This window comes from Jeotgalibacillus proteolyticus (assembly GCF_050107735.1).
Classification (GTDB): Bacteria; Bacillota; Bacilli; order Bacillales; family Jeotgalibacillaceae; genus Jeotgalibacillus; species Jeotgalibacillus proteolyticus_A.
In genome coordinates this window covers 69,817-90,857 of record NZ_JBNILO010000014.1, presented here as the reverse complement: position 1 = coordinate 90,857, position 21,041 = coordinate 69,817, and the positions used below count along the sequence as shown (strand labels likewise).

At 42.3% G+C, this 21,041-nt stretch carries 17 protein-coding genes; 6 read left to right on the top strand and 11 right to left on the bottom strand.

Going from position 1 to position 21,041, the window contains the following annotated elements:
- Positions 1-272, top strand: a 272-nt coding sequence (locus ACQCT8_RS17445) for a transposase (protein ID WP_426873248.1), incomplete at its 5' end; no start/stop codon positions are given.
- Between the two features lie 117 nt (positions 273-389).
- On the opposite strand, the gene ACQCT8_RS17440 is transcribed toward ACQCT8_RS17445, so the two are convergent.
- The 3 genes from ACQCT8_RS17440 to pruA all read right to left on the bottom strand — a co-directional run bounded on the left by ACQCT8_RS17440 (position 390) and on the right by pruA (position 4,756).
- Positions 390-1,634, bottom strand: a complete 1,245-nt coding sequence (locus tag ACQCT8_RS17440) for a Glu/Leu/Phe/Val family dehydrogenase (protein ID WP_426873246.1) — start codon at positions 1,632-1,634, stop codon at positions 390-392.
- Between the two features lie 205 nt (positions 1,635-1,839).
- Complete coding sequence (locus ACQCT8_RS17435; protein WP_426873244.1) at positions 1,840-3,030, bottom strand: ornithine--oxo-acid transaminase; 1,191 nt, start codon at positions 3,028-3,030, stop codon at positions 1,840-1,842.
- A gap of 178 nt (positions 3,031-3,208) precedes the next feature.
- Positions 3,209-4,756 carry an L-glutamate gamma-semialdehyde dehydrogenase gene (pruA, locus tag ACQCT8_RS17430; RefSeq protein WP_426873257.1) on the bottom strand — a complete coding sequence of 516 codons (1,548 nt, stop codon included), beginning with the start codon at positions 4,754-4,756 and terminating at the stop codon, positions 3,209-3,211.
- A gap of 158 nt (positions 4,757-4,914) precedes the next feature.
- On the opposite strand from pruA, the gene ACQCT8_RS17425 reads away from it, so the two are divergent.
- Together ACQCT8_RS17425 and ACQCT8_RS17420 are read left to right on the top strand one after the other, a co-directional pair.
- Complete coding sequence (locus ACQCT8_RS17425; protein WP_426873242.1) at positions 4,915-6,282, top strand: sigma 54-interacting transcriptional regulator; 1,368 nt, start codon at positions 4,915-4,917, stop codon at positions 6,280-6,282.
- 448 nt (positions 6,283-6,730) lie between these two features.
- A complete protein-coding gene (locus ACQCT8_RS17420; RefSeq protein ID WP_426873240.1) occupies positions 6,731-7,036 on the top strand; it encodes a hypothetical protein in 306 nt (101 codons plus the stop codon).
- Between the two features lie 83 nt (positions 7,037-7,119).
- On the opposite strand, the gene yugI is transcribed toward ACQCT8_RS17420, so the two are convergent.
- The 3 genes from yugI to ACQCT8_RS17405 form a co-directional block, all read right to left on the bottom strand.
- Entirely contained in the window at positions 7,120-7,506 is a 387-nt protein-coding gene (gene yugI, locus ACQCT8_RS17415) for a S1 domain-containing post-transcriptional regulator GSP13 (RefSeq protein WP_041060628.1), read from the bottom strand.
- Positions 7,507-7,599: 93 nt separating this feature from the next.
- A complete protein-coding gene (locus tag ACQCT8_RS17410; protein WP_426873239.1) occupies positions 7,600-9,774 on the bottom strand; it encodes an RNA polymerase sigma factor in 2,175 nt (724 codons plus the stop codon).
- A gap of 19 nt (positions 9,775-9,793) precedes the next feature.
- A complete protein-coding gene (locus ACQCT8_RS17405; RefSeq protein WP_426873238.1) occupies positions 9,794-11,935 on the bottom strand; it encodes a hypothetical protein in 2,142 nt (713 codons plus the stop codon).
- A gap of 481 nt (positions 11,936-12,416) precedes the next feature.
- On the opposite strand from ACQCT8_RS17405, the gene ACQCT8_RS17400 reads away from it, so the two are divergent.
- Entirely contained in the window at positions 12,417-13,757 is a 1,341-nt protein-coding gene (locus tag ACQCT8_RS17400) for a sodium-dependent transporter (protein ID WP_426873237.1), read from the top strand.
- A 286-nt stretch (positions 13,758-14,043) separates the two neighbouring features.
- On the opposite strand, the gene ACQCT8_RS17395 is transcribed toward ACQCT8_RS17400, so the two are convergent.
- Positions 14,044-14,298, bottom strand: coding sequence for a DUF1871 family protein (locus tag ACQCT8_RS17395; protein WP_426873236.1), 255 nt, complete (start codon positions 14,296-14,298; stop codon positions 14,044-14,046).
- 77 nt (positions 14,299-14,375) lie between these two features.
- Between ACQCT8_RS17395 and ACQCT8_RS17390 the strand changes: the two genes are divergently transcribed.
- A complete protein-coding gene (locus tag ACQCT8_RS17390) occupies positions 14,376-15,533 on the top strand; it encodes a MalY/PatB family protein (RefSeq protein ID WP_426873234.1) in 1,158 nt (385 codons plus the stop codon).
- A 236-nt stretch (positions 15,534-15,769) separates the two neighbouring features.
- Here ACQCT8_RS17390 and gntK read toward each other — a convergent pair whose 3' ends face one another.
- The 3 genes from gntK to gnd all read right to left on the bottom strand — a co-directional run bounded on the left by gntK (position 15,770) and on the right by gnd (position 19,732).
- Positions 15,770-17,305, bottom strand: coding sequence for a gluconokinase (gntK, locus tag ACQCT8_RS17385; protein WP_426873233.1), 1,536 nt, complete (start codon positions 17,303-17,305; stop codon positions 15,770-15,772).
- A 174-nt stretch (positions 17,306-17,479) separates the two neighbouring features.
- Entirely contained in the window at positions 17,480-18,820 is a 1,341-nt protein-coding gene (locus ACQCT8_RS17380; RefSeq protein ID WP_426873232.1) for a GntP family permease, read from the bottom strand.
- A 12-nt stretch (positions 18,821-18,832) separates the two neighbouring features.
- Complete coding sequence (gene gnd, locus ACQCT8_RS17375) at positions 18,833-19,732, bottom strand: phosphogluconate dehydrogenase (NAD(+)-dependent, decarboxylating) (protein WP_426873231.1); 900 nt, start codon at positions 19,730-19,732, stop codon at positions 18,833-18,835.
- Positions 19,733-19,896: 164 nt separating this feature from the next.
- Between gnd and ACQCT8_RS17370 the strand changes: the two genes are divergently transcribed.
- Entirely contained in the window at positions 19,897-20,751 is an 855-nt protein-coding gene (locus tag ACQCT8_RS17370) for a MurR/RpiR family transcriptional regulator (protein WP_426873229.1), read from the top strand.
- A gap of 51 nt (positions 20,752-20,802) precedes the next feature.
- Here the strand turns inward: ACQCT8_RS17370 and ACQCT8_RS17365 are convergent, their stop codons facing one another.
- Entirely contained in the window at positions 20,803-21,009 is a 207-nt protein-coding gene (locus ACQCT8_RS17365) for a hypothetical protein (protein WP_426873228.1), read from the bottom strand.
- Positions 21,010-21,041 lie beyond the last annotated feature (32 nt).

Below are 21,041 nucleotides of genomic sequence, written 5' to 3'. Positions count from 1 at the left end.
CCAAAGCAAAAGAAGGAAACAATCGAAAAATCTTTATGAACCCAAAATGGGAACAACAAAAAGAACAAATCAGAACATTGCTTTCAGAAGAAAAAACAGGGAAAATCTACGGAAGACGGAAGATTGAAGTAGAACCAGTTTTTGGATTTCTGAAGGCTAATTTAGGTTTCACCCGATTATCTGTCCGTGGAAAAGATCGGGTGAAAAACGAGTTGGGGTTTGCGCTTATGGCGGTGAATTTAAGAAAATTCGCCGCCATAAGCGCAAAATGACCTAGCAGCAAAACAAAATAACAGAAGAAAAAGGCACCGCACATCATTTTTGATGTGCGGTGCCTTTTGAGTTGTGAATTTTTGCTAGTTATGTCCCAGCCTCTTTTCGTATAATGTTTATACCCAGCCCCGGAATCGTGAGGCTTCAGCTGATTTCCGCACCCCTACCATGTAGGCAGCCAGGCGCATATTGACTCTTCTGCTTTGAGAAAGATCATACACCTGATTAAAGGCGTCAATAAGCTTTTTCTCAAGTTTTTCGTTTACTTCTTCTTCAGTCCAATAATAGCCCTGGTTGTTTTGCACCCATTCAAAGTAAGAAACCGTAACTCCGCCTGAACTCGCGAGCACATCCGGAACGAGCAGAACGCCGCGCTCGTTTAATCGTTTGGTGGCTTCCAGTGTAGTAGGTCCATTGGCAGCTTCAACAATAATGGATGCTTTAATGCGGTCTACATTTTCTGCTGTGATCTGATTTGAAACAGCAGCAGGCACTAGAATATCGCATTCAATTTCAAGCAGTTCACTATTTGTCAGTGTATTTTCAAATAAGGTTGTAACGGTGCCAAAGCTGTCACGACGGTCCAGCAGATAATCGATATCCAGTCCTTCAGGATCGTGAATTGCTCCGTGTGCATCGGAAATGGCAATGACTTTTGCACCTGCATCGTGCATGAATTTAGCCAGGAAGCTTCCTGCATTCCCAAATCCCTGAACAACTACACGCGCACCTTTAATAGAAAGTCCGCGTTTTTTTGCTGCCTGGTCAATGCAGATGGTTACGCCCTGCGCTGTTGCTTTTTCACGGCCCTGTGAGCCGCCAAGCACAATAGGTTTTCCTGTAATAAAACCAGGTGAATTAAATTCGTCTATCCGGCTGTACTCATCCATCATCCAGGCCATTATCTGAGAGTTGGTATAGACGTCGGGAGCGGGGATATCCTTTGTTGGTCCAACAATTTGACTGATTGCTCGTACATAAGCCCGGCTCAGATTTTCCAGTTCTCTCATTGACATGGTGCGAGGATCACATATAATTCCACCTTTTCCTCCACCATAAGGCAAGTCCACAATTCCGCACTTTAATGTCATCCACATTGATAAGGCTTTTACTTCTTCCTCATCAACATCGGGATGAAAGCGTACGCCGCCCTTTGTTGGTCCAACAGAATCATTATGCTGCGCACGATAACCAGTGAATACACGGGTGGATCCATCGTCCATTCGAACAGGCATGCGGACTGTCAGCAAGCGCATCGGCTCTTTCATTAATTCGTATACAGGCTCATCGTATCCCATTTTAGTTAATGCTTCGCGTATAACCTCTTGAGTGGATGTAAAAAGATTTAAATTTTCTGCCATGATTGATGTTCGCCCTCTTTTATTTCAATAGTATGAATCGGCATAATTGTAACACATATGCCACATTTTAACGATAGCTTTCCTAACGAATTATGAGTTTGTCGAAAAGTCTTTTACTAATTACCCGTTGAATTGTAAGCGCTTAATATACTGATTTTGATTTTGTCCGGTCCCCAAAAAAATAGGGACCGGACACCAGTTATTCTTATGACAGTACTTTTACAATGCGTTCAATTGCCCAGTCAAGCTCTTCTTTTGAAATAACAAGCGGCGGAGCGAAACGGATAACTGTTTCATGCGTTTCTTTGCAAAGAAGTCCTTCTTTTTTAAGATCCTCACAAAAGCTGCGGGCAGCTTCCGTCAGCTCAACCCCGATGAAAAGGCCGCTGCCTCTTACTTCTTTAATGATGGGATTGTCAATTTTCTTTAAAGCATCCATAAAATATTCACCCAGTTCCAATGACCGATCTGCAAGTTTTTCATCCTTCAATACTTGAAGAGATGCAATGGACACTGCACATGCCATTGGATTCCCGCCAAAGGTAGAACCATGGGACCCCGGATTAAATACGCCTAATACTTCTTTGTCTGCGACAACACAGGAAATTGGAAATACTCCTCCGCCAAGCGCTTTCCCGAGAATATACATATCCGGGTCAACATCTTCCCATTCACAGGCAAACATTTTTCCTGAGCGGCAAAGACCTGCTTGAATTTCGTCTGTGATAAATAACACATTATGTTCCTTGCACAGCTCGCGTGCAGCTTTGAGGAATCCTTTTGGTGGAAAGACTATTCCTGCTTCCCCTTGGATTGGCTCAACTAAAAATGCAGCTGTGTTTGAAGTAATCGCTTCTTTAAGAGCGTCAAGATCTCCGTAAGGAATTAAATTAATCCCTGGCAGCATCGGTCCAAAGCCACGCTGGTATTCTTTTTCAGATGACAGAGAAACGGCTGTCATAGTTCTTCCGTGAAAGTTCCCATTACAGGCAATAATTTCAGCCTGGTTTTCTTCTACACCTTTTATTTCATATGCCCAGCGCCGCGCTGTCTTGATCGCCGTTTCAACTGCTTCAGCACCCGTATTCATTGGCAGAGCCATTTCTTTCCCTGAAAGTTCACAAATCAATTCATACCACGGAGCAAGCTGATCATTGTGAAAGGCACGTGAAGTCAGCGTAACTCGGTCCGCCTGGTCTTTAAGCGCCTGAATGATTTTTGGATGGCGGTGGCCCTGGTTTACAGCTGAGTAGGCACTTAGCATATCCATATACTTATTTCCTTCCGGATCTTTTACCCATACCCCTTCTGCATGCGAAATGACGATTGGAAGCGGATGGTAATTATTAGCTCCAAACTTTTCTGTTTGTTCAATTATCGATGTAGATGTTGACATATGTATCCCTCCTGAATTTTTTGTTTCCTGTCAGTATACCTCTTCAAAGCGGCAATAGATAAAAATAGCCGATCAAAAGATCTTCTCGAACAGAAAAGGCTTTAGGAAATCCCCTTGCCTTTGAACAGGAAATAAGTATTCACTGCTCTATTCAATCTCTTTTTGATCGGCATTTTACTTACAGCATTTCAGATGTTGTTTTGGCTTGCATATGGAGAGTCAGGTAATCCGGTCCGCCTGCTTTGGAATCCGTGCCTGACATATCAAAACCGCCAAATGGCTGATAGCCGACAATGGCACCTGTACAGCCGCGGTTAAAGTAAAGATTTCCTACATGGAAGTCTTCCCGTGCTTTTTCCTGATTCATGCGATTATTTGTAATAACTGCACCTGTCAGTCCATACTCCGTGTTATTGGCAATTTCAATAGCTTCGTCGAAATTCTTTGCTTTTGTCAATCCGACAACAGGTCCGAAAATTTCTTCCTGCATGAGACGGGATTTAGGATCTAAATCAGCAAATACAGTTGGCTTAATAAAGAACCCTTGAGAAGAATCACCTTCTCCGCCTGCCACTAAACGGCCTTCTTCTTTACCGATTTCAATGTAGCTCATGATCTTATCATAGGCAGCCTGGTCAATAACAGGACCCATGAAAATTTCAGGCGCAACAGTCTCGCCAAGTGAGAGCTCTTTTGTCAGCTCTATGACGCGGTCAAGCACCTGGTCATAAACTTCTTCGAGTACGACTGCTCTTGAACATGCAGAGCATTTTTGTCCGCTGAAACCAAATGCTGATTTCACGATCGATTGCGCGGCAAGCTCAAGATCCGCTTCTTTATCTACCACAATCGTATCTTTTCCGCCCATTTCCACAATGACGCGCTTCAGCCATGTTTGGCCTTCATTTACTTTTGCTGCCCGCTCGTACATTCTTGTACCTACTTCACGTGAGCCTGTAAATGAGATAAAACGGGTACGGGGATGGTCTACCAGATAATCCCCTACTTCTTTTCCGCTGCCAGGGATGTAATTTAATACTCCCTTAGGAAGACCTGCTTCTTCCATAACCTCAACAAATTTCGCTGCAACGACAGGCGTAGTGGATGCCGGCTTAAGAAGAACTGTATTACCGGTCACAAGCGCTGCGACTGCCGTTCCCGCCATAATGGCAAATGCAAAATTCCATGGGGAAATGACAACGCCTACTCCAAGCGGAATGTAGTCATAACGGTTGTATTCACCCGGGCGGCTTTCCACTTTTTTGCCCTCTTTTAATGCAAGCATTTCCCGGCCGTAGTATTCCATAAAATCGATCGCTTCCGCGGTGTCTGCATCCGCTTCATTCCAAGGTTTACCTGCTTCCTTTACAAGCAGAGCCGAGAATTCATGTTTGCGTCTGCGTACAATCGCAGCTGCACGGAATAAAATATCAGCGCGGATTTCAGGCTTAACTTTGCGCCAGGTTTTAAATGTTTCATCTGCAACCTGCATCGCTTTTTCGGCAAGCTGCTGATCAGCTTTGGATACGCGTCCGACTACTTCATTCTTATTGCCCGGATTATACGAAACAATTTTGTCTTCAGTTTCAATGCGCTCTCCGCCGATAATTAGCGGGTAGTCCTGGCCAAGGTACGCCTCAACCGTTTTCAAACCATCCTGCAAAGCTTTTTTGTTCTCCTCAACAGTAAAATCTGTAAATGGCTCGTGCTTGTACGGAATCATAATAAACCTCCTATATCACTCATAAAAGTATTTTTGATTGAAAAGTGCAAAAATTATTTGCACTAATAAAACCCTTACCTTTATAATAATGCAAAAGATAATTGCATATTTCAAGTATTTTGTTTATTCTGTTTTTTAAATTTGAAAGGAAGTTATTCAAAATGCCTGGACCTAAAGGAAATGTTATTGATATCAGGCTTGTCTCACAGGCTCTTGATCATATCCGGCAGGGTATTCATATGGTGGATACCGATGGGAGAACTATTTTTTATAATAAGCAAATGCGCGTAATGGAATCCATGGAAGATATCGATGTGCTGGACAAGCGGCTGCTGGATATTTTTAAGTTTTATCCCGATGAAAACAGCACGCTTCTTCAGGTGCTTTCTACTGGAAATCCGGTTTTGAATGTTAAACAAACGTATTTTAATGTTCGTGGCAGGGAAATTACAACGCTCAATAACACGTATCCTATCTGGAACAACGGGGAACTGGCCGGAGCAATCGAAATTGCAAGAGACGTATCATCCAATGAACAAATGAGGATCAAGTCAGGTTCTGCAGGCACTGATCTTTCCTCATTCGATCATTGGACAGGTTCCTCCCTCCTTATTGATGAAATGATTTTCGAAGGAAAAAAAGCAAGCCGCTCAGACAGTATGATTCTTCTTATAGGAGAAGCAGGAAGCGGAAAAGAGCGGCTTGCTCAAAGTATTCACGTTGAGCGGGGCCTCAGTCCATCTGCCTTTCACTCAATCGACTGCAGAGATGTAACACCAGAACGCCTAAAGGACATTCTTAGAGAGTATGAATCTAAAGCTTACGACAGAGATCGATCTACATTATTTATCGACCATATTGAAAGTCTTGAACGATCTCTGCAAAAGCAGCTGGCGTCCCTTCTGACAAATTGGAAATTAAATACACGCTCAATTACTAAGCCACTCTTTTATCCGATCCTTACTTTAAGCGCTGATCCCATTGATGCCATTCAATCCGGTCATTTAGATAAGGATTTATACTATATCATGAGCGAGGTAACGATTTTTGTACCAAGCCTGCGCCAGCGGAAAGAAGACCTTAAGGAACTTTCCGGGTATTTTGTGAATGATTTTAATCTTCGGTTCCAAATGAACATCACAGGAGTTTCCGAAGAAGTTATCCAATTGTTTTCTGCCTACGATTGGCCTGGAAATGTAAGAGAACTCGAGCATGTAATGGAAGCTTCCCTTTTTGCTATGGGGCAGGACCGTCTGCTCAGCTTTTCGCATCTTCCTCATTATTTCAGACTCAAGTTTGATGATCCTGTAAATCCGGATTCGTCATTAGACACCTCTGCTTTTATGATCAGGGAGGGAAAACCGATGCAGACGCTTGATGCATTTCTTAGAGAAGCTGAGTCCTACTATATTCAGAAGTCCCTTCACTATCATGACTACAACGTCACAAAAACCGCCCATGCTTTGGGAATGAGCAGACAAAATCTACAATACCGCTTAAAAAAGAATAATTTAATCAGGCAAAAATAATCCTTTTCTTTCTCTTAACCGTAATGAGTCCGGGAAAAAGTGTCTCAAGCTCTTTGACCGGTTCATTGCACTTCAGGCGGACGCTTTAGCAGGGACGGTTGCTTTAGCCTTTTCAGGACCTCTATTTGTCATAACTCAAGCTGCCGTCATGTTCTGCAGAGAGTCTCCTGATCCAAATGAAAAATACTTCTACATTTTTTAAAGATTTTTGACATTGCCAGCCTACTAACATAAAGATTACAAAAGTTGAAAGAAAAAGATTGGAATTTGCCTGAATTTTGGTACAATTTAAAAATATAGGATGATCTTTTACTAAGAATGATTCTTGAGGAGGTCTAAGAGCACTTAAAGTGTTTTTTTACATATCATCCCGTGCTGCTTTTAGTCGCTGTCTGCTTTTACCTGATCCGCCGTTTAGATGATTAAATGAAAATGGAGGGTGATGAAGATGAAAATTGTACGTTCAAAAAAAGATGCAGAACATTTTATTGATCAAGCTCGGGACCTATTTACCTATGATGAGTCAGGGAAAAAATTTTACTTTGTGTTTGAGGATCACGCAAGAGGCGGTCAATGGACGGTTATGTTTTATCCTGGTGAGGAAAGATGGTCAACTCACAGTATGGGAGAGGATTATTGCGACGAAGGAGAGGCAGGACTATCCCGTGAGGACCTGAGTGCATTTATTTTTAAAAACAGAAAGTATGTAAACCGTGCCATTAAAAATTTGGAGCCTGCGCTGGTGCAAAGCTGACATATTAAATGCGGATGAATTAAAATGAAACAAGCCCTGAAAGAAGGTGGCTTTCACCTTCTTTCAGGGCTTGTTTTAGTGTTTTATCGTTTCATGTCAGACTGTTCGATCCAGTCCTGAAGCTTATCCTTAAGGCTGTTGAAGCCCGTTGTATCTTCTGTATGAGATACTGATTTAGAAGGCGCTGAGCGGCGTTCTTTACGCGGCTGCGGCTTTACTTCAGGTGCTTCTTCAGTTGCACGGATTGACAAGCTGAATTTACCTGCTTTTTCGTCAACTGAAAGAATTTTCACATTAACTTCCTGACCTACTGAAAGGTGCTCGCTAACATCGCTTACAAAGCCATGAGTGATTTCAGAAATGTGAACTAATCCTTGTGTATTTTCGTCAAGTGCAACGAACGCACCATATGGCTGAATGCCTGTTACTTTACCTTTAAGCTCTTGTCCTGCTTCAAAATTTGTAGACATGGGAACATCTCCTGTTATATATAATTTTTATCGTTTTCACGCAATTATTGATTATACCACAACTCTCTCAATAAATCAAAAGTAGTTTTAGGTTCATGTGGTGATCAGAACATCCCCCTGCTGATATACGATCTTCCAGGAGCCGTTTTCTTCTTTTAACGGAATCACTGTCTGCTGTGAGGAAGATGCGCCATCAGATAGAACGATTATCATCTGCTTTATGCCCTCTCGGCTGCCGATTTCTGTAATTTCAGCAACCCTTGTTAAGTCCTGACTATATAAATTTTCCCGGTCGGTTTCCTGCAGAAATGATTCCCGGTCAGGACGGTCCTCCGTTTCAGCAAAAAGAGAGTAAAGTGTCTCCAGGTCACCAATGCTGATCGCATTAAGGTACAGCTGAATGGTTTCTTCTTCCGTCAGCCCGCTCAGGACTGCACTTTCTTTTTCTGCCTGATATTGATTATACAGTTGATTTAACTCACTATTTAGAGGGAACAGCCCTGAATCGGGTGCATTTACCATATAGCCAAGAACAGGGGAAGTTTCATGCTCACTTTGAAAAGATTGCCACTCTTGAGGCTTCCTAAAATTATTTTCTTCAAGCTCTGCGTAGAATTGACGGACATATCTAGAAGAGGCGTAAGTCTGAAGCTCTTCCTCTCCAATCAGCTTTTCCCATACTGCTTCAACATCCGGCATGAGCATTCCCTCTTCAGTAAAAATCGGATTTGATTCAGAGCCTTGGACTAGAAATTCCAGCAGTAATTGATGCTGGCTTAATAATTCTTCTGCTAGCGGTTCTGTGTACATCATCCCTTTTAACAGTCTTTCTGCCTCCAGTAACACATTAGGCGCCTCCTCCATTGACAAGTGAAGCTGTTCACCCTGTACAAAAGGAAGCTTCTCCCTCATAAACTGTATATACTCAATGTAGGAGTTATTAATTTTTCCGGAACCTATTTGCAAATCAGCAACTTCACTGAACTCCTCTCCACCAATGGATAGTTCAAACTGATTTCGTTCAGGGGTTACGACTGTTTCATATCCATTTTGACCAATTTTATCTAAAAGAGCTGCTGCCTCGGGAGAAAAGGAAAAGTCCTCTATCGGCTGGTCACCTAGACCTTCGAGTTCAGGTTCATACTCTTCAAGTGCTGCATCATACTGCTCCATTAACGATTCTGCCATTTCCAGATACTGTTTTGTGATCCTATCAGAATGAATTGCCAGTGTGTACTCATCTCTAGATGAAAACTCCTCTTGCTGCACATACGTTAGCGGCGTAACAAGACGGTTGAGGGCATCCTGTATTTCAAAAGGATTCAACTCTCCTTCTTCTGCTAATTGATTTCGTTGCTGAAAGGCCTGAATCTGATTCATGGCTTCCTGAATATAGTCAACTTGATATAGTTCCCCCTCTGAAAGCCCCAGGTCTGCTTCCAGCTGCTGTATTCTCCTCTCTACTTCGGCACCTAATTCCTCAAGTGAATCAATGGTTTCACCATCCGCTGTAGATAACATTATTTCTGAATTATCCTCGTCAGATGGCTGCTCTGTCTGCCTGCCTGAATCAGAAAAAGACTGAGCGATAAAAAGACCGATTAAACCTGCGATCAGCAGACCTGAAAGTGACAGAACCCATTTTGACTTATAGAAGGAAACATAATTAAGATCCCGAGAAGAAGCAACCGGCTCATCCACTAGCTCATTTGCGTCCACTGATAAAGGAATTTTGATATAGGAGGATTTTAAAAAGCCAAGCAGCTTTTCAAGATTTTCTTCGCTGATGCGTGTGCCATCCATTTCTTCAAGCTTGTGAATAAGCTTTTTCTTTCCTTCTTTCACCAACTCTTCTGTTTCCGCTTCTGGAATTTGCACGATCATGCTGATTTCTTCTAAAGACATCTTGTGAAAAGCAGTGAGCACTACGGCTGCCCTTTGATCCTCAGGGAGCCTTTGCAGCAGCTCATGAAGCTCACGGTCTTCCTGATGTACAAAAATTGCTTCAGATTCATTGTGTTCTTGAGTTTCAATTTCCTGCTGCATGGTCACTGCTGCCTTTTTATAGAGCAGCACCCTTCCTCTGTCAGGCGGTCCTTCCTGGTAAGTGTTTCTCATTTCCTTAAATGCCCGTTTAAGAACCGTGTTTCTATGCGTACTGTTCAGACCCATTTGAAATAAAAACTGATTTATTTCAGGCAGAAACGTCTCTGCCCATTTCACAAATAGAGTGTGGTCATTTTGATCATCTGAATTAGTTGAATCCAACAAACCCTCTCCTCACACTTCAGTAAAAGTCATATTTATTAAACACAATTTTTTTGACATCATTCTCCTCAGCCAGATCAAACATCCAGGTTTGATGATTCATTGTTTCAAAGAAAATGCTGTTTCGGTTATCGTTTTCAAAATAAGAAAACGGATATAAGATATCGCTGACATTGACAGCTTCTAGTGTTTTTGGGGTTACGGTTTCAAAAAATTCATCCCTTGATGGGCGTTCTGGGGTGTCTGCAAGCAGCGAATAAACCGTTTCCGGGTCAGCGGAATCAATCGCCTGCAAATAAAAGAGCGCGATCTCCTCGGAAGATAACTCCTTTAAAATAGATGAGTCCTGGCTTCTTTGGTAGTCTTCAAATAATGACAACTCTCCGCCCTTAAGAGGAATCAGCGGCTCCTGCACATACAGTTCATTTGGGTGTACAGAATAGGAAAGATCAATCACATTATTGTATCTATTCCAATTTTCCGGTTTTTTAAAATCCTCACCAGCCAGTTCATCATAAATTTTTTTAATAGCAGCTGCCGATTCGTACTTTTCCAGGTATTCAGGCTGAATGAGATTTTCCCAGACTGTTTGAACCTCTTCTTTTAATCTGCCATCTTCAAAGTTTGACTGTTCTTCTGTTCCATAAATAAAAACGGTAAGCAGCCTTTCATGTTCCAGTGCTAACTCATCAAACACCCAGGGAATTCCAGCTGTGTCTTCGCCACCTGTGACTTCCTGAAGCCATTCTTCGATTTTAAAAAGCTCTGCAGGAACTTTATCCAAAGGCATCCTTATTTTTTGATTTATAACGTATGGAAGCTCTGGCATATCTTTCAAGTAAGTTTGATAGATGGGGTCAAAGTGTACAAGCTTTTCAGTAAATACAGGGCCCCCTAAAAAAACGTCAAAGCTCTCCGTTTCAGAATGGTAGGCATAATCAAAACCATTATCTCTGATTTTCTCCTGCAGACTTTTTATTTCCTGTGGTATATCAGCGGAAGATGGAGCGCCTTCGGTGTTGTTTTGTTCCGCATGATTGCGATGAAGCATCGTCATTTTTTTACCATACATGCTCTCAAATCCTTTAGATCGATATATCAGCGTGCTTGCCAGCATATCGGAAAAAGCAAACGGATCTGGTCCATAATCCTGTGCTCCAATATTCTCAATTTCCTCATCCACAAATTCCAGGGGTGCTTTCAGTTCATACGTTAAATACTCTTTATGATCACTAAAATTAACAACAAAATCCCGTTCATGTTCTTCATATTCATCCAGGCGGTTAATTGTACGGGCTTCTTCTGCAACAGTACTGGTTTGATAAATATAATTAATCTGTCTCAATTCCCTTTTGGTCATGCCCGTCTTGCTTTCAAGCGAGCTAAGATTTTCAGCGATCGCTTCTTCCAGATCCTTTATTTCTTCTTCAGGAATTCTCGTAAGCTCCGGCTCTTCTTCTTGCTTTTCTTCCTGCTCTTCTTCCGCTGACTCATTTTGTGATCCGCTTCCCGGCTCGAAAGCGGGCAGCATAAATGCCAGACCGATCAAAAGAATGATCAGGGTCCCGGATGCCGGTCCCGCCCATTTAAATCGGGAGACGGGTTTAGGTTCCTCCGCCACATTCTCTGTGAATTCCGCAAATTCAGGTAACTCTTCATCCTCTATTACCCCTGGCAATTCCAGCTTTTCGTAAGCTCCTAATAAAAAGTCCATCGATTTATCAAGCTGAGATTCACTCAGTCCATTTTCACCGTTTGTTAATAGTGTGTGCAGCTTTTCTCTTGCTGCCTGCTGCCGTATTGCAACAGAATCTTCGCTCTCATTAATAATCATGGATATGGAAGTGCTCGGCAGCGCATGAAAATAGGTCAGTATCCAGACTGCCCGTTCTTGCAAAGGAAGCTTATGTATACTATCGTGCAGCTCCTGATCTTCAGGATAAGGAAAGAGTTGTTCCTCTTCATACTCAGCCAGATAAGGTTCAACTTTTTCTTTATGGTATGTCAGCGCGCTTTTGAATAGGGCAGCTTCATCTTCAGGTGTTTCCCCGTTAAATACATGGCGCAGCCCATTCATTTTTTTGTTTTCAGGAGTTCCAATCTGCAGGAGGAATTGTTCAATTTTCACTGTTTCTTTTTGATTATTGTTCTTGGTGGTCATCGTTTCCCTCCTAACGTCTATTTCTCTAAATGTTTTTGTTGAGGCATTATGTAGATCGTTGTTCTCTTAAGATGCGGTACCTTTAGTGCCATCAGAGTGGCTGCCTGTTGTTTCAGATTTTAAACTTACAGCCTGAAACACGTCTCTTTAAAGAATGTTTCCTCTACTTACCTGCTGCTCAAAAATACATTTATGATTTTAGCTGTACGTGTATACAGAATGATGCTTATACGTTTTCAGGGGCATACTATCGTAGATGCGGCGGGTTGAGTCAGGATTCATAAGCAGCCTTATTTCTTATTAATTCTGCATAATCCCCCTCAATTCCTGCCATTATATCGCCAAATCTTCCAAATTTATTATAGAGATTGAAGAAAAACAAGAAATTTTCCGACAAATTTCAAAAATATCCTTCATAATTCGACAAAAATATAGTAGCATGTACAAATCATATAGTTGGACGAAAGGAAGAAGGTACGACATGAGCAATCAACAATGGTCATCAAAATTAGGCTTTGTTTTGGCAGCAGCTGGTTCTGCAATTGGACTTGGAGCAATTTGGAAATTCCCTTATATGGCAGGTTCAAATGGAGGCAGTATCTTTCTGCTGTTTTTCATTATTTTTACAGTCTTAATTGCAGGCCCTATTCTGCTTGCTGAATTTACTATTGGACGAAGAGGAAAAAAAGATGCAATAAGTACGTTTCAAAAGCTTGCCCCTTCTACTCCCTGGCCGATTATCGGTATATTAGGCACGTTTATCGCAATCATTATTTTGTCATTTTACAGTGTAGTTGGCGGCTGGATTTTATCTTATTTGGTCCGGAGTGTAACAGGAGGGTTGAGTGGTCTGACACAGGCAGAATATGGAGCACTTTTTGATTCCATTATTGCTAACCCTCTTGAAGTACTTATTGCACAGGCGATCTTCATGCTGATCACAATTATGGTTGTATCTGGCGGAATTCAAAACGGAATAGAAAAAGCAAGCACGTTTATGATGCCGGCTCTTCTTGTTATCTTTGTCATTCTCGCCATTCGGTCTTTAACACTTGATGGAGCGGCGGAAGGAGTAGCGTATTTATTTGTCCCTGACTGGAGCTACTTTACACCTGAAACGATGCTGCTCGCACTTGGCCAGTCCTTTTTCGCTTTAAGTGTAGGGGTATCTGTCATGATCACATATGCTTCTTATTTAAACGATCAGGATAACCTTGGACGATCGACACTATCAGTTGCTTCGTTAAATATTGTGATTTCCATATTGGCAAGTCTAGTCATTTTCCCAGCCGTATTCGCTCTTGGCTTTGAGCCTGGCGAAGGACCGGGTCTTGTTTTTGTGGTTCTTCCTGCAGTGTTTAATGAGCTGGCTTTTGGCGGCGTTTTTATGTTTGTCTTTTTGATTTTGCTGCTGTTTGCCACGCTGACGTCCGCTTTCTCCATACTTGAAATTGTCGTTGCATCTTTTTCTAGAGGAAAGGACCGTGAGAGAACCAAATACACATGGATTGCAGGAGCGATCATTTTTGCAGTTGGAATTCCGAGTGCCCTGTCGTTCGGTGTACTGACAGATGTAACAATTATGGGCTATCTGATTTTTGATTTTGCAGATTATTTCACAGCGAGCTTCGGACTTCCGCTTGGTGCTTTACTGGTTTGTTTATTTATAGGATTCCAGCTTTCTAAGAAGGACGTTTACGAGGAATTGGAAAAAGGAGTCGGTGTTCGTTCGAAATGGATGCCAATCTGGTACTTTGCAGTAAAATACCTTGCACCGCTTGCGATTTTGTTTATATTTCTGCAGTCCTTTGAGATTATATAGAAATAAAAATATAATGAATTTTCCGAATCGAGTATGATCCTGCAAAAGGGTCATACTCGATTTTTTAAAGTCGCTAATTTCACCTTATTGAATCAATAAGTAATGAAGCAAACTAAATTGGAAAGGATGAAAATGAGGAGAACGCAAAGAGGCTGGGATAAAACTCAAAAAAGTTTAAAAAATGAGGAGGGCTTAGCGCCGTCCCTGCGTCCGAACCTGTAAAAGAGCTTGAGACATTTTTATCTCAAGCTCTCCTTTTTTAAATTTACAACTTTAAAACCATTTCCTAAACATAAGCTTCCATTTTAACTGCTAATAGCTTGTAGGAAATTTTGGTGCAGTCCTGTAGTGGAATCCATTGGTTGTACGAGTACTGGTATATGGCTTGAATGCGTTTCGCTAAGTCTGAGGGATGATGATGGTCGTACACTGCTTGAAGTACGTCCTCTATTTCGTTTTCATATTCTTCTTCACCTATTTTAAAAGGATCCCACTCCTGTAAAAGGGCAATTATTTTGTAATTCATCTCTTTAGTAATCATATGTCCCACCTAATCATTTTGAAAATGCGTGAATCTATCATACCATAGTAGAGAGAAATGAAAAGGATGTGATTTCAGTGGAACAATTTGATCAACCTATAGATCGCTCAGGCACTTCTTCTGTGAAGTGGGATATGCTGAAAACAGTTTTTGGCAGTGAAGATCTGCTTCCGATGTGGGTGGCTGATATGGATTTTAAACCGCCTCAGGCTGTACTGGACAAACTCGAAACACGCCTGAAGCTGCCTCCATATGGTTATACTTTTGTGCCTGACTCAACAGGAAAAGCGGTCGCAAAATGGATGGAGCGCAAGCATGGATGGATGGTGAAGCCTAATTGGATTATGTATTCAACTGGCGTGGTTCCGTCTATATCGACTGCTATCAGAGCTTTAAGCAAGCCTGGGGATCAGGTGCTGACGCTGACGCCGGTTTACACTCCATTTTTTCAAATGATTGAATTAAATGAACGCGAACTCGCTGTCTCGCTCTTGCTCGAAGAAAACGGCCGATATGAAATTAACTGGACGGATTTTGAGCAGAAGATAAGTAATTCTACTTTGTTTCTTCTTTGCAGCCCGCACAATCCTTCAGGAAGGGTTTGGTCGCGGCATGAACTGGAAAGGATCAGCGAACTATGCAGAAAGCATCACGTAACACTCATTTCTGATGAAATCCATTCTGATCTGCTCTACAGTCATGCAGAACATGTTCCTGCCGCTTTAGCTGCAAAAGACCAGGCAGATCACATTGTAACGCTGGCTGCACCAAGCAAAACGTTTAATTTGGCTGGACTCCAGGCATCTGTCATCATAGCGGGAAGCGAGGAAAAAAGGGAGAAAATCCAGGCAGAGCAGACGAAGCAGGGATTTTTCACACTCAATACATTTGGGATATCTGCTATGGAAGCAGCATATGAAGAAGGAGAAGAATGGCTTCAGTCGTTAATGGTGTATTTAGAGGAAAACCTGAAGCTTGTCCGGGAAGCTGTTTCCCAAATTCCAGGTTTGACTTTAATGGAGCCTGACAGCACGTATTTATTATGGCTGGACTTTCGCGGTACAGGTAAAAGCGATGAAGAGGTACAGGAAGCTCTCCTGAAAAAAGCCAAGCTTGCATTAGAGCCTGGCGAAAAATACGGAGAAGGCGGCCAGGGTCATGTTCGAATGAATATCGCCTGTTCAAGAGACCTTGTGAAAGAAGGCATCAAACGCCTGAAAATAGCATTTGAATAAATTATTCATAGAAAAAGAGGCTGGGACATAACTTTGAAATTTTATAGAATGACCCAGTATCTAGCTTGAAGTATGAGGTGAGCGGAGCGGAAGGTGGCGACTCCTGCAGAATATGACAGCAAGCTGAGCCTTTCCAGGGCAAGGCGCTGGAAAGGCTCAGCGCCGTCTCTGCGTCCGCCTGAAGCGCAGCGAACCGGTCAAAGAGCTTGAGACACTTTTGTCCCAAGCTCTTTTTCTTATTCCAATTCTTTTTGTAAACGTGCAATTTCTTCGTATTCTTCCGAAAACATTCTGGACAAACGGATAAACATTGGAAGCACTCGTTGGTAGGTAGCTGCTGCCTCCTGATTTGGCTTGTGGGTGTGAACGGAACCGACAAGACTGCTCACTTCTTCAAGGCTCTTCATCTCACCTGTTGCGTATAAACCGAGGATGCATGCGCCAAAGCAGGAGCTCTCAAAGCTTTCCGGCACTACCACCTCCTGGTCAAAGATATCTGCAATCATTTGTCTTAAAATAGCCGACTGTGCAAATCCACCCGTCGCCTGAATGCGATTCGGTTCTCCTATTAATTCTTCGAGTGCCAGCAGCACACTGTATAGATTAAATAAAATTCCTTCGAGTACTGAACGGACCATGTCTTCTTTTTTATGATTTAAACCCAATCCAAAGAAAGACCCTCTTGCGTTCGCATCCCAAATCGGAGCACGCTCTCCCGCCATATAAGGATGAAAAAACAAGCCGTGGGAACCAGGCGGAACGCTGTCTGCAATTTTTGTCAGCGTATCATATGGATTTGAGCCATTTGCAGCTGATTCCTGTACGATGTCTTGGCAGAGTTCGTCACGCAGCCATCTGAAAATCATCCCGCCGTTATTTACAGGACCTCCAATGACCCAGTGATCTTCTGTTAAAGCATAGCAGAAAATTCGCCCTTTTGGATCAGTCACCGGACGGTCGGTTACCGTGCGGATCGCCCCGCTCGTCCCGATTGTGATGGCAACTGAACCTTTATCCATCGCATTTACTCCTAAATTTGACAGCACTCCGTCACTTGCTCCTAAATAAAATGGGGTATCAGGATTCACTCCCATTTTCAAAGCATGCTCGGAAGCTAATCCCGACATGGAATGAGTAGTTGATACGGGCTTGGATAATTGATCCGCTGTCACACCTGCTGCTTCTAATGCTTCTTTGTCCCAATCAAGTGATGCAAGGTTGAATAATCCGGTAGCAGATGCGATGGAATAATCGATTTCATAACGGCCAAATAATTTATAAAACACGTATTCCTTAATGGATATAAATTTTGCTGTCTTTGCGCATAGCTCAGGATGCTCTCCATTTAGCCACGCAAGCTTTGACAGAGGGGACATTGGATGAATGGGTGTTCCCGTGCGAAGATAGATGGCATGCCCATTATTTTCTTTAATTTTTTTTGTATACTCATTACTCCTGTTATCTGCCCACGTAATAGATTTAGTCAGCGGAATGCCAAATGCATCTACTGCAATCACACTGTGCATGGCAGAGCTGAAAGAAACAAAGGCGATGTCATCAGGTGTTAATCCGCTTTTATTAATACTTAAGCCGATTGCTTGCTGCACAGCTGAGAAGATTTCCTCCGGATCCTGTTCAGCAATTCCCGGCTGAGGTGTGTAGAGAGGATACTCAATATTTTCTTTTGCGACAAATTCCCCTTTTTTTGTGAATACCACCGCTTTTGTGCTTGTGGTGCCGATATCTACACCGATCATATGCGTTTGCTGCATCTTGCTTGTCCTCCTGTCTGTTCAATAGCTTCAAAAACCATAAAAAATTAATTCTAAAAATCGAAAAGTGCTGACCCTTTTCAGCTGATTGAGTCAATAAGGAAGAGCTGACAAATAGAATCTGTCAGCTCTCTTAAGTTCTAAAACTATGAATCTGCTTTTCTTCTTCCTTTATTATATAAACAGACTGATAATGAATACAACTGTGAAGCCTACTACCCCGATAATGGTTTCCATTACCGTCCAGGTTTTAAGCGTATCCTTTACGTCCAAACCAAAATAGCGGTTTACAAGCCAGAAGCCTGAGTCATTCACATGGGAAACTGCCGTTGCACCTGCAGCAATCGCGATAACGATAAGCCCCAGAATCGGACCTGAGTACCCGACTGTTTCAATTACCGGTGAAATCAGTCCAGCAGCTGTTACCATTGCTACAGTTGCCGATCCTTGTGCAACTCGGACCAGCAGCGCGATCGCAAACGCCATTAAAATCGGAGGAAGTGAAGAATTCGCCATCATTTCACCAAGTACTTCCCCTACCCCTGAATCAATCAGGACTTGTTTGAACACACCACCGGCACCCGTTACAAGTATAATGATACCAGCCGGCTCAAGAGCTTTTGTGGCAATGCTTTGAACCTCATCACGTGTATAGCCGCGCCGTGTACCAAGCAGGATAAACGTTAATAGAGTTGCAATGGTTAAAGCCACAAAAGGATGACCAAGAAACGTTAAGAAAGAACGAACAGCATTTCCTTCATCAAGCATAACGCCTGACAAAGTATTTGCCAGAATTAAAATTAACGGGATGAAAACTAGAAATGCAATTAATCCAAAGCTAGGTAAGTCACGGTCCGGATCTGTTTCCTCCACTTCCATATAATCCGGTACGGCCACATGAATTTTTTTCGCAATATATTTACCGAAGATGGGTCCTGCAATGATCATGGAAGGAATACCAGCCAATGCACCAAATAAAATAACCCATCCGAGATCTGCCTGAATAATAGAAGCCACAGCGATCGGCCCCGGTGTTGGCGGAATGTAAGAGTGCGTTACGGCCAATCCAGCTAATAACGGAATTCCGTAGAATAATAGAGACTTTCCTGTTTTTCTTGCAAGTCCATAAATAATCGGAACTAAAATGATAAAACCAACATCAAAGAATACGGGAATCGCTACAACGAACCCTGTAATTCCAAGCGCCCACTGAGAATTTTTTTCACCAAATTTCCCAATCAGCGTTTGCGCCAGCCGCTCTGCTCCGCCTGATACTTCAAGCATTCTACCGAACATTGCACCTAAACCAACGACAACTGCCACAAAGCCTAAAGTGCCGCCCATACCTGTTTCGACTGAGGTTAATACATCGCCAAGCGGCATTCCCGCTGCGACACCGACCAGTAAACTGACCAGGAGCAGCGCTACAAATGCGTGAAGTTTTACACCCATTACTAAATATAGCAATAAGAAAATTCCTGCAACTGCAATTAAAATTAACATTGAACCATCCATTTATCGTTCCTCCTATTCGCTTTTTTCTACGGCATGCCCGCCAAATTCATTTCGAAGTGCTGCCACTACTTTTCCTGAAAATGTGTCTGTTTCAAGAGACCGATAGCGCATCATTAATGAAAGAGCAATAATCGGCGTAGCTGTCTGCAGATTCAGTGCTTCTTCTATCGTCCACTTTCCTTCTCCGGACGAATGCATGACCCCTTTAATTGAGGATAGATCTTCGTCCTTTGAAAAAGCAGACTGTGTAAGCTCCATCAGCCACGAGCGAATAACAGACCCATGATTAAATACACCCGCTACTTCTTCAAACTGATACGGAAACGGACTTTTATCCAGAACTTCAAATCCTTCTGCAATTGCCTGCATCATGCCATATTCAATGCCGTTATGTACCATTTTTAAATAGTGGCCGCTGCCAGCCGGACCCGTATGTAAGTAGCCGTTATCAACAGAAATCTCTTTAAAAATGCTTTCTATTTCTTTAAATTTTTCTTTATCTCCTCCGACCATCAGGCACGCACCATTTCGTGCGCCCTCCGTTCCCCCGCTTGTTCCGCAGTCAAAAAAAGAAATACCTTTTTGAGAAGCCAGTTCATCTCTCCTAATTGAATCTTTATAGTGAGCATTTCCTCCATCAATGATGATGTCCCCTTCTCCGCATTCCTCCAAAAGCTGATGAAAAACGGATTCTGTAGCATCTCCTGCCGGCACCATCATCCACAGGATTTTTCTACCTTCAAATGACTGAGCTAAAGAAGCAATTGACCGATGTGCTGAAATTCCATTTGAAGAAATTTTTTCGATAGCGTTTTCATTTAAATCAAACGCTTCTACCTCGAATTTTCGCTCCTGCAATTGCAAGGCTAAATTAAATCCCATCTTTCCTAAACCAATCATGCCAACTTTCATAAAAAACACCTGCCTGTTTCGAAATATTTTTCTCATATAAGTCATTATAAAGAAAAAATTTCTTATTGCAATCGCTTTCAATGAAAAAATTTTTATTTTATAATAAAAATATGAAAAGAAGCGTTAGGAACTTTAAAATTCTAAAGAACTGAGGTACTTATTGCATGATAACTGACAACAGGCTGTGCCTGGCTAAGATTCGTTCCTTATATCCGGGTTTCAGTACAAAAGAATTAAAGATTGCTGATTTTATTTTACGCGACCCGCAAAACATCATTCATTTAACGATTACCCAATTTGCTGAAGAACTTAACGTTGCTGATTCCACTGTGTTCCGTTTTTGCAAGAGAATCGGCTTTACCGGCTATCAGTCCATGAAAATTGCATTGGCTTCAGAAGTTGTTACACCGATTAAAAACATACATGATGAAATAACAGAAGCGGATGACATAAAAACGCTCGCTGAAAAAGTTTTTCGTTCAAATATGAAAACTCTCGAAGATACAATGGCGATTATTGATGCTGACCAGCTGGAGAAAGCAGCTCAATTTATTTTAACTGCCAATAAAATCGAATTTTACGGCAGCGGGGGTTCCTATGTGCTTGCCATGGATGCCTATCATAAGTTTATCCGGACCGGCTTATTTGTTTCGGCTCCTCCTGATTCCCATATTCAGCTGATGAGCGCCTCTCAGCTGCAGGAAGGTGATTGTGCAGTTTTCCTGTCTCACTCAGGCTCCACCAAGGATATTTTGAAAACCTGCCAGATTGCTAAAAAAGCCGGGGCAAAAACAATTGCCATTACGAATCTTGCAAAGTCACCACTCAGCAAACAGGCAGACCTGTCCCTTTATACTCTGTCAGATGAAACAGACCACCGATCAGAAGCATTGTCTTCCCGCATCGCTCAGCTCAGCTATGTAGATGCGCTATATGTGAGTGTCATGCGTTCGCTGCAGGAGGATGGTCAGGAAGCATTGGAAAAAATGCGAAACGCAATATCGTCAAAAAGAATATAAAAAACCCGAATTACAGACTCGGCTCGAGCTTTGTAATTCGGGTTTTTAAGATCACAGCTTTTGCTGCTGTCTTTCTCGGTTAATTTCTTCTTCAAATTCTCGTGTTTTTTCTTCCTGCCTTTTGGAGATACGCACAATCCATCTGAAGGTAAGAATAGTCAGTACAAGAAACAGCAGCATCCAAAACGCCGCAGGAATATATTCACTTTTATCTTCTGGGAAATATAAAAACAGTTGCAGCATAAACCAGCCAGCCATGCTTCTTCATCCTCTCAACGCATGTTTGGCTT